The sequence below is a fragment of the Pseudomonas sp. BJP69 genome (genome assembly GCF_007633355.1).
In the GTDB taxonomy this organism is placed as follows: domain Bacteria; phylum Pseudomonadota; class Gammaproteobacteria; order Pseudomonadales; family Pseudomonadaceae; genus Aquipseudomonas; species Aquipseudomonas juntendi.
In genome coordinates, this window is the sequence record NZ_CP041933.1 from 3,293,723 (window position 1) to 3,306,896 (window position 13,174).

Annotated in this window: 10 protein-coding genes; 6 read left to right on the forward strand and 4 right to left on the reverse strand. The window is 59.1% G+C overall.

Features of this window, described 5'->3' with window-relative positions; translation table 11 throughout:
* Positions 1 to 64: 64 nt before the first annotated feature.
* The 6 genes from FPB55_RS15300 to FPB55_RS26355 all read left to right on the forward strand — a co-directional run bounded on the left by FPB55_RS15300 (position 65) and on the right by FPB55_RS26355 (position 4,234).
* Positions 65 to 394 carry a hypothetical protein gene (locus tag FPB55_RS15300; protein WP_023101967.1) on the forward strand — a complete coding sequence of 110 codons (330 nt, stop codon included), beginning with the start codon at positions 65 to 67 and terminating at the stop codon, positions 392 to 394.
* Positions 395 to 491: 97 nt separating this feature from the next.
* Positions 492 to 1,460, forward strand: a complete 969-nt coding sequence (locus FPB55_RS15305) for a DUF932 domain-containing protein (protein WP_144188588.1) — start codon at positions 492 to 494, stop codon at positions 1,458 to 1,460.
* A gap of 74 nt (positions 1,461 to 1,534) precedes the next feature.
* Entirely contained in the window at positions 1,535 to 2,539 is a 1,005-nt protein-coding gene (locus FPB55_RS15310; RefSeq protein ID WP_144188590.1) for a YqaJ viral recombinase family protein, read from the forward strand.
* Positions 2,540 to 2,630: 91 nt separating this feature from the next.
* The gene (locus FPB55_RS15315) at positions 2,631 to 3,581 is read left to right on the forward strand and encodes a hydrolase or metal-binding protein (RefSeq protein WP_144189643.1); all 951 of its coding nucleotides are present in this window, start codon (positions 2,631 to 2,633) and stop codon (positions 3,579 to 3,581) included.
* Entirely contained in the window at positions 3,553 to 4,050 is a 498-nt protein-coding gene (radC, locus tag FPB55_RS15320; protein ID WP_144188592.1) for a DNA repair protein RadC, read from the forward strand. The genes FPB55_RS15315 and radC overlap by 29 nt, the downstream gene beginning before the upstream one ends.
* 10 nt (positions 4,051 to 4,060) lie before the next feature.
* Positions 4,061 to 4,234, forward strand: a complete 174-nt coding sequence (locus FPB55_RS26355; RefSeq protein ID WP_165362587.1) for a hypothetical protein — start codon at positions 4,061 to 4,063, stop codon at positions 4,232 to 4,234.
* A 152-nt stretch (positions 4,235 to 4,386) separates the two neighbouring features.
* Here the strand turns inward: FPB55_RS26355 and FPB55_RS15325 are convergent, their stop codons facing one another.
* From FPB55_RS15325 to zorB1, 4 genes are read right to left on the reverse strand one after another with little or no spacing between them, the layout of a single operon-like run.
* Positions 4,387 to 7,488: a type I restriction endonuclease subunit R gene (locus FPB55_RS15325; RefSeq protein ID WP_144188594.1), complete on the reverse strand. Its 3,102-nt coding sequence runs from the start codon at positions 7,486 to 7,488 to the stop codon at positions 4,387 to 4,389.
* Positions 7,489 to 7,497: 9 nt separating this feature from the next.
* The gene (gene zorD / locus FPB55_RS15330) at positions 7,498 to 10,749 is read right to left on the reverse strand and encodes a type I Zorya anti-phage system protein ZorD (protein WP_144188596.1); all 3,252 of its coding nucleotides are present in this window, start codon (positions 10,747 to 10,749) and stop codon (positions 7,498 to 7,500) included.
* Positions 10,749 to 12,425 carry a type I Zorya anti-phage system protein ZorC gene (zorC, locus tag FPB55_RS15335; RefSeq protein ID WP_144188598.1) on the reverse strand — a complete coding sequence of 559 codons (1,677 nt, stop codon included), beginning with the start codon at positions 12,423 to 12,425 and terminating at the stop codon, positions 10,749 to 10,751. The genes zorD and zorC overlap by 1 nt, the downstream gene beginning before the upstream one ends.
* Positions 12,426 to 13,163 (reverse strand): type I Zorya anti-phage system protein ZorB1, encoded by a 738-nt coding sequence (gene zorB1 / locus FPB55_RS15340; RefSeq protein ID WP_144188600.1) that lies wholly within the window; start codon positions 13,161 to 13,163, stop codon positions 12,426 to 12,428.
* Between the last annotated feature and the right edge of the window lie 11 nt (positions 13,164 to 13,174).

The window sequence follows — 13,174 nt, forward strand, 5'->3', positions numbered from 1 at the left end:
GATTCGAATTTATCACAACAACACATAACCGCATTGACATAACCACCAAAAAGGAACTCCCCACATGTCATTGCAGTGCCCTCGCTGTCACTCCCCCAAAGTCGCTTCCTTCCATCACGCCATGAAAGCCGGCGCGGCCATCGGAGCTGTCGGTGGCCTCGCACGTGGCGTCAGCGCTGCCTTGGCAGGCGGCAAGGCCGGCGCAGCGCTCGGCGTAATCGCCGGTCCTGTCGGTATCACTCTCGGCTCGGTATCCGGCGCCATTCTCGGTGGCCTGGCCGGAAGCGTCGGTGGCTGTGCGATTGGCGCGCAGCTCGGCGAGTCGCTGGACCGCCATGTCCTGGCTCACAACCTCTGTCTGCTCTGCGGTCACCGCTTCAACCTGCCGGCCTAATCCGGCCACCGCTCTCCTCTTCTTAATCCATCACTGACTGCCGGTGCTGCGCCATGCGCAGCGCTTTATGCCGGCCTGTACCCAAAGGAAATTCGTCATGGCTCATCAAATCGAACAAATGGCCTACGTTGGTGCTACTCCGTGGCACGGCCTGGGCAACAACCTGCCGCAGAAACAGCCCATCGAAGTCTGGCAACGCGAAGCCGGCATGGACTGGCAGATACTGGAAAGCCCCGTGCACTTTAAGTCGGACGCCATCGGCCACCTGGGCACCATCCACTCATTCCCCGAACAAAAGGTGCTCTACCGCTCGGACACCAAGGCACCGCTGTCAGTGGTCTCGCAGCGCTATCACACCGTGCAGCCTCGGGAAGTGCTCGAATTTTATCGTGACCTGACCGAGGTCTCCGGCTACGAGCTGGAAACCGCTGGAGTGCTCAAGGGCGGTCGCAAATTCTGGGCGCTGGCACGCACCGGCCAGGGCGCTGCACTCAAGGGTAACGACCAGGTGAATGGCTACCTGCTGTTGGCCACTTCCTGCGACGGCACTCTGGCCACCACGGCAACGCCCACCACCATCAGAGTGGTCTGCAACAACACGCTGACCATCGCCCTTGACGGCACCAGCCGTGCGATCAAGGTACCGCACAGCACCCGCTTCGATGGCGACCTGGTGAAGAAGCAGCTCGGTATCGCCGTCTCGCAATGGGATGACTTTATGTACCGCATGCGCCACTTGGCGGAACGCAAGGTGCAGTGGCATGAGGCACTGGGCTTCTTTATGAACGTGATGTGTGAGACCAGCCCGACCGGTCCGCTTCCTGAACAGCTGCCGAACGAGCGCGCTCTGCGCAAAGTGCAGGAGCTGTACGAAGGCCGTGGCCGTGGCAGCCAGTTGGAATCGGCACGCGGCACGGCTTGGGGCCTGCTCAATGCCGTGACCGAGTTCGTCGATCACGAGCGCCGGGCACGTAGCACCGAGTACCGCCTCGACTCCGCCTGGTTCGGCCAGGGTGCCCAGATCAAGCAACGCGCCTTGGATACAGTCCTGCAATTAGTCGCCTGACCTTTTACCCACCCCATAACGCCCAACCCGCTTCGTTGCAGGTCGGGCGTTTCTATTTCTGCAAGGTGAACGCTATGAAAGCCACTTCATTGAATCGCAGCAACAGCAACTCCCGCCCGGCTCTGCGCCTGGTCAGCACCAAGGAACTGCCACGCGAAGACTGGCTGCAGATCCGCAAGCAAGGCATCGGCAGTTCGGATGCGGCTGCGGCCGTGGGGCTGAACCCCTATAAGTCACAGCTGGAGCTGTGGCTGGAAAAGACCGGGCGCGATGCTGGCATGCCCAAGGCTGATCCTCAGGATGAGGAAAGCCCGATGTACTGGGGCAACGTGCTGGAGCCCATCGTGGCCTGGCACTACAGCAAGCGCACTAAGAACAAGGTACGGCGCATCAACGCCGTGCTGCAGCATCCTGATCCGGAGTTGCCCTGGATGCTGGCCAACATCGACCGCGAGGTGATCGGGGCCGACGATGTGCAGATCCTCGAATGCAAGACAGCCGGCATAAACGGGGCACGCCTCTGGAAAGAAGGCGTGCCTGAGTATGTGCAGCTGCAGGTGATGCACCAGCTCGCAGTCACCGGCAAGCAGGCGGCAGACGTGGCTGTGCTGCTGGGTGGCCAGACTTTGGAGATCCATCGCATCGAGCGGGATGAGCAGATGATCGCTCGGCTGATCGAGCTGGAGCGAAAGTTCTGGCAGTACGTGGAGACCGATACACCGCCACCGGCTGATGGCACTGCTTCCGCTGAGTTGGCGCTGCGCTGCCTCTATCCGGAGGACAACGGCCAGGTCGTCGACTTCAGTAGCCAGGCAGGGCTGGCCGCAGCCTTCATTGAACTGAAGGCTGTTCGTCAGTCGATTGCCGACAAGGAAAAACGCGAGGCTGAGCTAAAGCAGATGCTGCAGCAGGCCATGGGCGATGCTAGCCGGGCGGAGTTCGCCAACGGTTACATCACCTGGCGCAAGGCCAAAGACAGTGTCGGCTTCGACGTCGCGCAACTGCTCAAAGAAAAGCCGCACCTGCAGGCCAAGTACCCACTGCTGAAAACGGGTGCACGGCGCTTCCTGGTCGGCTGAAACCCAACTACTCAATCCATTTCCTCCCCTTGGCCAGTCCATGCAGTTCGCGCTGCGTGGCTGGCCTTTTTTCGTTTGCAGGAGAACCATCATGCTCAAAGGTCTGGCAATCACCCCGCCCGTACTCGGACGGATTTCCATCGGTAAAGTCATCGAGAAGAACGGCAAGCGCCTACCGGAGAAAGATGACCAGTTCACTATCACGTCCCAGGTGCAAGGCAAGGATGGCTGGCTGCTGCACCCGCTCAATGACGAACTGCGTCAGGGCAAGGACGACAAGCTGCGCAGCATTCCGGTACGCCTGCTGTTCAACGAGCCGGAGCTGAATTTCCGAGCCGACTACACGCTGTTCGACCGGCAATCGGGGCGCCCGGTTTGCGTCGGTAATGGCGAGACCTGCAAGCGGGTCACCCAGGATGGCATGCAGTCACTGCCCTGCCCCTCGCCAGACGCTTGCCCACTGGCCAAGGGCGGCGCGTGCAAACCCTTTGGACGACTGAACGTGGTCATTGGCGACGAGGATCCGCTCGGCAGCTTCGTTTTCCGCACCACCGGCTTCAACAGCATCCGCACCCTCGCCGCTCGCCTGCATTACTTCCAGGCCATCTCGGGCAACCGCCTGGCCTGCCTGCCGTTGGAGCTGCGTCTACGCGGGAAGTCGACGCGACAAAGCCATGGCACGCCGATCTTCTACGCCGATCTGACGGTAAGAGGCGGCATGGACATGGCTGAAGCACTGGTGACAGCCAGCGAACTCGATTCGCGGCGGCAAGCTGCCGGCTTCAATCAGGCAGCGTTGGATGAGGCTGCACGACGCGGCTTCGGCAACGGTGCGTTCGAAGACAGCGAGGAAGATGCCAGCGCGATCGTTGAAGAGTTCTACCCCGAGGGTGAAGCCCCTGCTGCAGCAACAATTTCGCAACTCAACCCCACCAAACCCAGCCTGGCTGAAAAGCTTGAGGCACAAACTGCGCGTCAAAACTCACCAACTGATCAAGACCAAGGAGGCCGTCATGCGCCTGCACAAGCTGAAAGCCAGTGACACGACCGGCACCTACCTGGTCGAGTCGCCGGTTACGGAAAGCGACATCTTGCTGATGGCCAAACAACTGGCCAGTCTGCGTCTACGCAAGGGACGTGCCCTGACGTCGCCTAAGGAGGTGTTCAGTCACCTGCAGGCGCTGCTGGCTGATTATGAGCACGAGGTGTTCGCACTGCTCATGCTCGACAGCCGGCACCGGGTGATCGCATTTGAGGAGCTGTTCAGGGGGACTCTCGATGGAGCCAGCGTGTATCCCAGGGAGGTCGTGAAGCTCGCCCTGGAGCACAACGCAGCCGCCCTGATCCTGGTGCATAACCACCCTTCGGGTGACCCTGAGCCCAGCATGGCGGATCGCAACCTCACCACGAAACTGCAGGACGCACTGAATCTGGTCGGAGTCAGAACGCTCGATCACGTTGTGGTAGGCCAGGAGGATTGTGTGTCGTTGGCTGAGCGCGGCTACCTGTAAGGAGGTGCCAATGAAACTGCTGCTACGGACTGTTGCCTCGGCATTCATGTTTGCCGGGATCTTGGCCGGTTGTCTGGCGATATTGCTGCTGGTGATTCTGATGGTGCGCTTTCCACCATTGCTGATTGCCGTGGTGTTGGCGTGCTGGATCTACCGGAAACAGAAAGTAAGAATGAACCCTTGAACAGTGAGCCAGCGTGGGTAGTCGAAAGACTGCCTGCAATGGCTCTCACTTTTTCTTTTGCCTTGGCAGCTAACGCTCACATGAAGCAGCAGGTGGGTCAACACAGGCTTGAGGCGCTTGGTCAAACAGCGATCCTTGCTGGTTCTCCATCGTTACATCCACGCCTCACAAAGCGTCTCGGCCTGCATCAGCACCAGCTGGGCTGCTTCCTCCTGCTGATCCGGTGGGTACTTGTACTTACGCAGGATGCGCTTAACCAAAAGACGTAACTTGGCACGAACGCTGTCGCGGTTGCTCCAGTCCACGGTCACGTTCTGGCGCAGACTTTGGGTAAGCTCATGAGCGATCTTCGCCAGGGTCTCATCACCCAGCTCGCGTACTGATGATTCGTTGTTGGCCAAGGCATCGTAGAAGGCCAGTTCGTCGTCATTGAGCCCCAGCTGATCACCGCGCTTGCTCGCTGCAGCAAATTTCTTGGCCATCTCGATCAGCTCTTCGATGACTTGAGCCGTTTCGATAGAGCGGTTCTGATAGCGCTTGATCACGCTATCGAGCAGTTCGGAGAACTTCTTCTCCTGGGCCAGGTTGCTGGCGAACTTGCTCTTGATCTCGCCTTCCAGCAGCCGTTCCAGCAGCTCCACGGCAAGGTTCTTCTCCGGCAGGTTGCGCACCTCAGCGAGGAATTCGTCATCGAGCAGGCCGATGTTGGGCTTGTCCAGGCCAACCGCCTCGAACACATCCACCACCTCACCGGAAACCACTGCATTGCCGATGATCTGGCGGATCGCAAGCTCTCGTTCTTCATCCGTTTTCTTTTTTGCGCTGATGTCGCGCTTGGTCAGCAACACCTTGATCGCCTGCAGGAAGGCAACTTCCTCACGCACCGCCTTGGCCTCGTCCAGCGTGCAGCACAGGGTGAAGGCCTTGCTCATGGCCAGTGCGTTGTCAGCAAAGCGCTTCTTGCCATCCTCCAGCCCCAGCACATGGTTGGCCGCACCGGCCAGCAGCTTGTGCCCGCCAGTCAAGAAGTCGCTGTAATCGAAGCCATGCAGCAGGCTGCGCAGCACATCGAGTTTTTCCTCCAGCACGGCATAGGCCTCATAGGCATCGACCGTAGGTCGCCCCCGGCCCTTGCTGGCGGTGTACTCCTTGAGCGCTGCCTTCAGCTCGTTGGCGATGCCGATGTAATCCACCACCAGGCCGCCCTGCTTGTCCTTGAACACGCGGTTCACCCGGGCGATGGCCTGCATCAGGTTGTGGCCCTTCATGGGTTTGTCGACATAGAGGGTATGCACGCAGGGCGCATCGAAGCCGGTCAGCCACATGTCCCGTACGATGACCAGCTGCAGCGGGTCTTTCGGGTCTTTGAAGCGCTTTTCCAGGCGCTTCTTCACCTGGCTCGGATAAATGTGTGGACGCAGCAGCGCCTTGTCCGAAGCACTGCCGGTCATGACGATCTTCACCGCGCCCTTCTCCGGGTCCTCGTCATGCCACTCCGGGCGCAGCGCGATGATCGCGTCGTACAGGTGCACGCAAATCTCGCGGCTCATCGCCACCACCATGGCCTTGCCACTTTGCGCCTGGTTACGTTCCTCGAAGTGCGCAACCAGATCAGCCGCCACGCTCTGAATCCGTGGTTCAGCGCCCACCACTTTCTCCAGCGCGGCCCAGCGCGATTTCAGGCGCGACTGCTGATCCTCTTCCTCATCCTCGGCCAGCTCATCGACTTCCTCGTCGATATGCGCCAGCTCCGTATCCTTGAGCGACAACTTGGCCAAGCGTGACTCGTAGTAGATGGCCACGGTGGCGCCATCTTCCTTGGCCTGCTGCATGTCGTAGACGTGGATGTAGTCGCCGAACACCGCACGGGTATCGCGGTCCTCGCTGGACACGGGCGTGCCGGTAAAAGCCACGAAGGTGGCATTGGGCAAGGCATCGCGCAGGTGCTGGGCATAGCCCACCTGATAGCGGGCACTGGCCTCGGCCACCTTAAGGTCCGGCACTTTCAGCGAAGCACTGAAGCCATATTGGGTGCGGTGCGCCTCGTCGGCCACCACCACGATGTTCGAGCGCTCCGAAAGCACCGGGAAAGTGTCTTCATCCTCGCCCGGCATGAACTTCTGGATGGTGGCGAAAACAATGCCGCCACTGGGGCGATTGGCCAGTTTCTCGCGCAAATCACCACGCGTGGTCACCTGCACCGGCTGCTCACGCAGCAAATCCTGAGACAGCGAGAAAACGCCGAACAGCTGGCCGTCCAGGTCATTGCGGTCGGTGATCACCACAATGGTAGGGTTTTCCATCGCCGCTTCCTGCATCACCCGCGCAGCGAAGCAGGTCATGGTGATGCTCTTACCCGATCCCTGGGTATGCCAGACCACCCCGCCCTTGTGCGTGCCGCCTGGGCGCGAGGCGCTGACCACCTGCTGGATGGCCGCTCGCACGGCATGGAACTGGTGATAGCCGGCAATCTTCTTCACCAGCCGGCCGTCATCCTCAAACAACACGAAATAGCGCAGGTAATCCAACAGCATCGCCGGCTGCAGCACACCACGCACCAGCGTCTCCAACTCGTTGAACTCACCCAGCGGATCGACCGTTACACCATCGATGGTGCGCCAGCGGGCAAAGCGCTCGATATCCGCCGACAGCGAGCCCATACGCGCCTCGCTGCCATCGCTGATCACCAGAATCTCGTTGTAGTGGAAAACGTCCGGGATCTGTTCCTTATAGGTTTGGATCTGATCAAACGCTTTCACCAGATCCGCATTCACATCCGCCGGGTTCTTCAACTCCAGCAGCACCAGCGGCAGGCCGTTTACGAACAGAATGATGTCCGGCCGGCGCGTGTGCTTCGGCCCCTGAATGCTGAACTGATTGATCGCCAACCACTCGTTACCGCGCACATCCGCCCAGTCGATCAGGCGTACGAAGTCACCGCGTGTTTCGCCGTCCTTCTGGTACTGCACCGGCACACCGCTGACCAGTAGGCGATGGAACAGACGATTGGCCGAAAGCTGCACCGGCACACCCAGCTCCAGCACCTGGCGCAGCGCATCTTCGCGCGCAGCCAACGGCACCTGTGGGTTGAGCCGCGCGATGGCCGTGCGCAGGCGCATGGTCAAGAGCACGTCGCGATAGCTCTCGCGCTCGGGGTTATCGCCGTCGTGGGCGATATCCGGGCCATACAGATGCGTGTACCCCACATCACTGAGCCAGCCGAGGGTTTCCTGCTCCAGCTGATCTTCAGTCATTGTTCAATCTCATCCTTGCGCCCTTAACAGTTCCCCAAACTCAGATACCTGAAGCTCAGATGCCCCATGCAGCATATCCCGCGCCAACGCGCGTCGCTTCTGTAGCAGCTCATCCAGCGTCGCCTCAAATGTAGGCATCCCGTCATCACGCACAGTCGGGTAATAGACGTACACGTCCTTCTCCTGACCAATCCGGTAAGCGCGATCAGTTGCCTGATCCTCTTTGGCCGGATTCCAGCAGCGAGTGAAATGGATAACGTGGTTGGCTGCCTGCACGTTCACACCAAATCCAACTGCAACAGTGGAGAGGATTATCACCGAGAAACCAGGCTGCTCTTGAAAACGGTCGATCAGTCGCTGCCGGCTATGCGCACTCTGGCTGCTGGTGCTGGTATCACCATTGATTACAGTGGGTTTGAAGCCGAAGCGTTGCTGAATTGCATGCTGCAATTCACGTTGGATGTCCCGCAACTCGGTGAAAAGGATGACCTTATCGCCGCTGCCCGAACGCGCAATGTTATCCAGCGTGCTTAAGAGCCATTGAAGTTTCGGCGAGTGCTCCCTCAAGCGTGGATCAGGCTGCACGCTGAACGGGTGCGCGCACACCAACTTGAGCCTGTGCAATAGGCCAAGCATGCCGCTCTCCCGCTGCTCCAATTGCTCCTGCATCTGCTGCTTCTGTGTGTACTGGGCCACCTCGGACAAATAGAGATTGCGCTGCAATGTGTGCATCAGCAGCTTGCGGCACCCCTGGTCCTCGATTTTGGCCGGGAGATCCTTCGCCACATCCTGCTTGGTACGCCGTAAAGTCTGAGGTTCGATAAGTCTACGCAGGCGCTCAAGCGCCGCCGTGTCCCGCTCCATGCCGGCCTCGATGGGGCGTTGATACTCCCGTCCGAACTGATTCAGCCCCCCCAGGAAGCCCGGTTGGATAAAGTCGAACAGACACCACAAATCAATCAGCGTGTTCTCCACCGGCGTTCCCGTGCAGGCGATACGGAATCGCGAGGGGATAGCTTTCGCCGCTTGCGTGATCAGCGCCGCCGGGTTCTTGATCTTCTGCGCCTCGTCGCAGATCACGATAGCCCACTGCTGCCGTGCCAAGGAGAGTTCCTGATCACGCAAGGTTTCATAGGTGGTAAGCACGATACGAGCATCGCCCATCCAACCCGGCCGAAGAAGATTTTTTATCCCCTTGGCCTGCAGATCCCCGGGAATCTCGTCCTTCTTGAACTTCACAGCGCTGAGCGCGCCGCCATAAAGCTTCAGTACCGGCAATGCATCCGCATAGAAGAAGCGCTGCAGCTCACGCTCCCAGTTATCCAACAGGGAAACGGGGGCAACAATCAGGACCGGTTTACCCTGAGGATTCTGCTCCAAATACCAAACAACGAAGGTCAGCAGTTGAATGGTCTTACCCAAGCCCATGTCATCGGCAAGCAAGCAACCCGCGACATGATCGGGTGATAAGCCAAACAGGTGCTGCATCCACGCCACACCTTTCATTTGATGATCGCGCAGTTGAACTTCGGGGCGAAGCAGTTCTGGAATATCCGCGTTGGCATGCCGCCCCGCCAGCAGAGCCGCCTCACGGCGCTGGGCATAGGTCGCTTCCTCAATGTTGTGCTCGATATGCAGCACCGCACGACCAGCTACGGGCTCAGTCACAACAGGTGGTTTTGGCTCGACCGGATTAAGCTTCTTCGACCAGGCTTCATAAAGCTGCTCCGCGACCTGGAAAGGTAGGGGGGTTTCAGTACCCGGTAGACATACCTGTTCATCACCCGCCATACGCGCCTGGTCGATGCGGTGCTCAAACTCTTCAAAATCTTCGCGGCTGGCAGGATCCCACTGGCTGAGCAGTTCGCTATCCACCCCAAGCTCTTTCACATCCGTCGGCAACCAGTTTTCCGTTGCCTCTTTCACCAAAAATGGGGATGTAATGCGCTCCGCCTCACCAATGCCGACGACGCGATCACCATACGAGGCCAAATCCAGCACCGCCTCGAATGTCTGTCCGGCCTCCTGGCGCTGCCAGTGGCGCAAAAGCTCATTGACCCCTGCCAATTGCGCGAGATCGAAGTCACTCAGCTCCAGCTCATAGCCCTGCCAGAATCCCGCGGGCATACCAGCTGCCAACTTCACCTGCAGCTCATTCACGAATGGTGCGAACTCATGGGCAAAATCGAAGCGCAGCTCAATTTCGGGTAGCGGCTTGGACGAGATAGGCTCAAGGAACAGACTAATCGACTGAATATGTTTGCCGTCTTCGCCTAGACAAGGTTCCAGGCGAAAACGATGGAAGTAGATGCCCGCGTCAGCCAGCTGCTCCTCATACTCGTCCGCATCAACAACCTTCTCGGCCGCATCCCCGATCACGCTGTAGGGGTTGCGCACCAGTGACAGCGCTTCATCACCGGCTACCCGCCGCCCCGGTAACGCGCGAACAGATTCAAGCACCGCCTTTACATCCGGCTCAATCAGCACGTGCGTCACCGTTCCATCGGCACCCGGCACCCTGTACTTATCCTGCACCTGCTTGTAACCATCGAAACTGGCCAACCAATTGTCAGGCTGCCCATCAAACGCGACATCCAACTCGATAATCGGCGTACCGGCGACAACTGCCTTACGCGGCTTCAGCTTCAAGTGCTCAGGCTTGACCACCACAGTTTTGTCGAGGAACCCGTCCAATCCCGCACCAGCGCGCTTGGCCAACTTACGGATATTGGCCCAGCCGATCTGGTTGGCGACTTCTCCCGGAGCCTGCTGCTGAGTGGCATGCAAATCTCGAATGGCCTTTAACAGCTCCCAGACCGCTCGCGGAAGCAGCTCAGTGGTGCTGGCGTAGCGCACCACGGCGCCAGAACGCTCGAAAGTAATCGGGTTACCCGTCCGCGGGTTACGCCAGGACTGGATAAACACCTTGAAATCCGGATCCGATAAGCCACCGGTACTGGCCAACTGTGGCTGTAGGTCGGAAATCGCGGGCAAGCCAAGTAAGGGAAGGCTACTAGCGTGCTCCGAATCATCCAAAAGCTGGTAGATCGACTCCCAAGGCAACAACCAGCGATCACTCAGCTGGCTGGCATAGTCCTCTTCAAAGAGCTGGTCCAGGTAGGCAGCGACGGGCCAGCTTGCATCGTCGCCGGCCAGACTCAAGGCATAACAAAGACCTTGCTCTTCGATCTGGTAAGCACCAGGCGCTGCCCCCTTGGCGGGCTGAGAACGATCCTTCCCGGGAAAAAATCGGCCGAGCATCAAAGCCTCCAGAACATGAGTGCATTGTTTTTCACAGCCTTGAAGCCGAGGCGCAGCAGCGCTGTTTTGGCAGCCGCATCATCCCTGGCAAGCAAAACCTGGTAGACCCCGCTAGTCGAGCGGTGGTCGAACGTCTTATAGGGCACACTGCCCAACATCGACTTAACCTGCACGTCCAGCGAATCACCCGCAACAGATGCAGACGCAGCACTTGGGGCGGCGGGCTTGTCTTCGGAAACGCGGGGGTGCGTATATGAAGCGGGACACTGCGCGACAATTCCCAACGCTCGGAGCTCGTCATCAAACTTATCCAGCCACCCTTCGACCACATTGGGTCGCCGCGGGGCTGGAGAGTGGGACATACGCTTCAGCGCCCGTCCTTGCTGCTTCAGCTCAGTTGCCAGCCCCAGCACCTGTTTGTCCGGATTGAATGGAGCGGCATCGGCACGATAGACGTAGCACGCATTGCCGGTACCGGAGAACTCGACAAAAAAGTAGTTGCCGATCTGCATCACCACCGCGTTGTTGTGGCTCGGCCCGCCGGTAAGCTGACTCAAGCGCCCTTTGTTTTTCTCGCGGAAGGCCACGAAATCACTACCCCGGTCATGCCACGCATCACCACCCATCACAATCCGCGTATAACTCATCTGATTGGCAAAGCGCAGCCAGTAGAACAAACGCGACTGATCGACCTCCGCCTCGCCCTTGAGCAAGGTGAAGAAGTGCTCCAGATCTTCCTTGGCGAACCAGGCCACCACCATGGCGCAGACAGGCTGCTCCACATATTGCAACCAGGCATTCTGCTTGGAACGCATCTGCGGGCTACCCCAGTGCTCCAACGCAGCTTGCTTGAGTAGCGAGGACGACTGCTCGCGATATCGCGAACGGTGATAACGAGTCAGGCAGGCACTCAGCACCTGATTGAGATAGCGCGTATTCAGCTGCCCCAGAGCTACCAACTCCGGCAGGCGCTTTAGGAAGGTTTCGTCATCCAGCAGGAAAATGCGCGAAAGCAGAACCGCAAAAATCCGCTGCCACAACCAACTGCTATCCGGCACCTGGGCAATGGCCTGCAGAGAGGAAAGGTCACGCGCCCTGCCCTCGAATATCTCCCCCGCCAGACGAGTTCCAGCCTGAGCGCCGAACAGTTCGCGATGCTCAGCTACAATGCGCATCCACTCTTTCTCGCGACCAATACGCTGCCTGACAGCATCAAAGCCGCGATCAATATCGTCACGCAGCACCCGCCAGTTCGCGTTGTCATCGGGTTTGTGCTCATCGTAGGCAAAGTAGCTGAAACACAGCGCCAGCCAGTCGCGGCGGCTAAGTGACCGCTGCTCGATACGGCCAGCCACTTCCCGATGAACACGGTCAAACAGCTGATCGTCCTCCAACACCGGAACACTGACCTCATCGTCATCGGCCAACCCGGCAAAAACCAGGCGCCACTCCGATGAAGTTAGCGCCTGCTCGCGCTTGAACTTGCCAAGTGCCAGCAAGCGTTTCTCACGGGGCGGTGCCAGGGCTTTTTCGACCTGATCAAAGCGCCGAGAAAGCTCTGTGCTGGCGCGCTTCAGCGCCACCAAGCCACTGAGCCCAACATCGCCGCTGCGCTCATTCTGGCGCTGCAAGCCGGAAGCGATGGCCGCCGACAGAGACGACAGAGCCCGGCTCATCTAGCGCATCTCCAACTGGCATTTTTCGTTTGCCGCGTAGGCAAACTCAAGCGCCGGCTCCTGGCCTTCATGCTCCTGGTCCTTGAGCCCGAAGAACTGCATGCGAAGCTCCACCCGCCGACTCTCCTCCTTGCTTTCCTTGGCATTGTTGAACGACACACCGCCAGCCAGGAACATGGAGCGAATCTGCTGTTGACGCTCAGCTGAAAGCCCTTTCTGCACCGGGCTGCGGCTATCGAGCAGACTGCACATCACCCACTCCGAGCGCTGCAGGGAGAGGTGCAGGTTGTACAGGTAAGAGCCGTCCGTATCGGTGAAGCCCTCGATCACCACCTGCTTGAGCCACTTGCGCCCCTCTTCGCTGTCAGCAGCATCCAAGATCAACGGCACAACATCCTGCAGGGCCTGTTGCCCCTGGCTGTTGAGGAAGTATTGATTGTGGCCAAAGCGCCCAGCCTCACCGAAGCTAATGCGGTTATCCCGGCAGTCCACCACGATGGTGGAGTTAAGATCTCCGGCCCTCAGTTTTAGGTCCTGGCAGAGCTTAGCGATGTCCTTGCCACGCTGTTTCTCACCTTGTTCAGCCTGCTGAATGCGCTGCGTCACCGAGCTCAGCGAGGCCACCATCACCACCAGGAACAAGATCATCATCGCCGTCATCAGGTCGGCGAATGATATCCAGAAAGGCTTCTCGCCTTCGTCACGCGCCCGCGCGGGAGCGGCTGATTTGCCGAACATGCTCTACCCCC

Coding starts and splice junctions, on each gene's coding strand:
- FPB55_RS15325 (WP_144188594.1), bottom strand. CDS start 7,488: ATGACTGAAGATCAGCTGGAGCAGGAAACCCTCGGCTGGCTCAGTGAT.
- FPB55_RS26355 (WP_165362587.1), top strand. CDS start 4,061: ATGAAACTGCTGCTACGGACTGTTGCCTCGGCATTCATGTTTGCCGGG.
- zorC (WP_144188598.1), bottom strand. CDS start 12,425: ATGAGCCGGGCTCTGTCGTCTCTGTCGGCGGCCATCGCTTCCGGCTTG.
- FPB55_RS15305 (WP_144188588.1), top strand. CDS start 492: ATGGCTCATCAAATCGAACAAATGGCCTACGTTGGTGCTACTCCGTGG.
- FPB55_RS15315 (WP_144189643.1), top strand. CDS start 2,631: ATGCTCAAAGGTCTGGCAATCACCCCGCCCGTACTCGGACGGATTTCC.
- FPB55_RS15300 (WP_023101967.1), top strand. CDS start 65: ATGTCATTGCAGTGCCCTCGCTGTCACTCCCCCAAAGTCGCTTCCTTC.
- zorB1 (WP_144188600.1), bottom strand. CDS start 13,163: ATGTTCGGCAAATCAGCCGCTCCCGCGCGGGCGCGTGACGAAGGCGAG.
- zorD (WP_144188596.1), bottom strand. CDS start 10,749: ATGCTCGGCCGATTTTTTCCCGGGAAGGATCGTTCTCAGCCCGCCAAG.
- radC (WP_144188592.1), top strand. CDS start 3,553: ATGCGCCTGCACAAGCTGAAAGCCAGTGACACGACCGGCACCTACCTG.
- FPB55_RS15310 (WP_144188590.1), top strand. CDS start 1,535: ATGAAAGCCACTTCATTGAATCGCAGCAACAGCAACTCCCGCCCGGCT.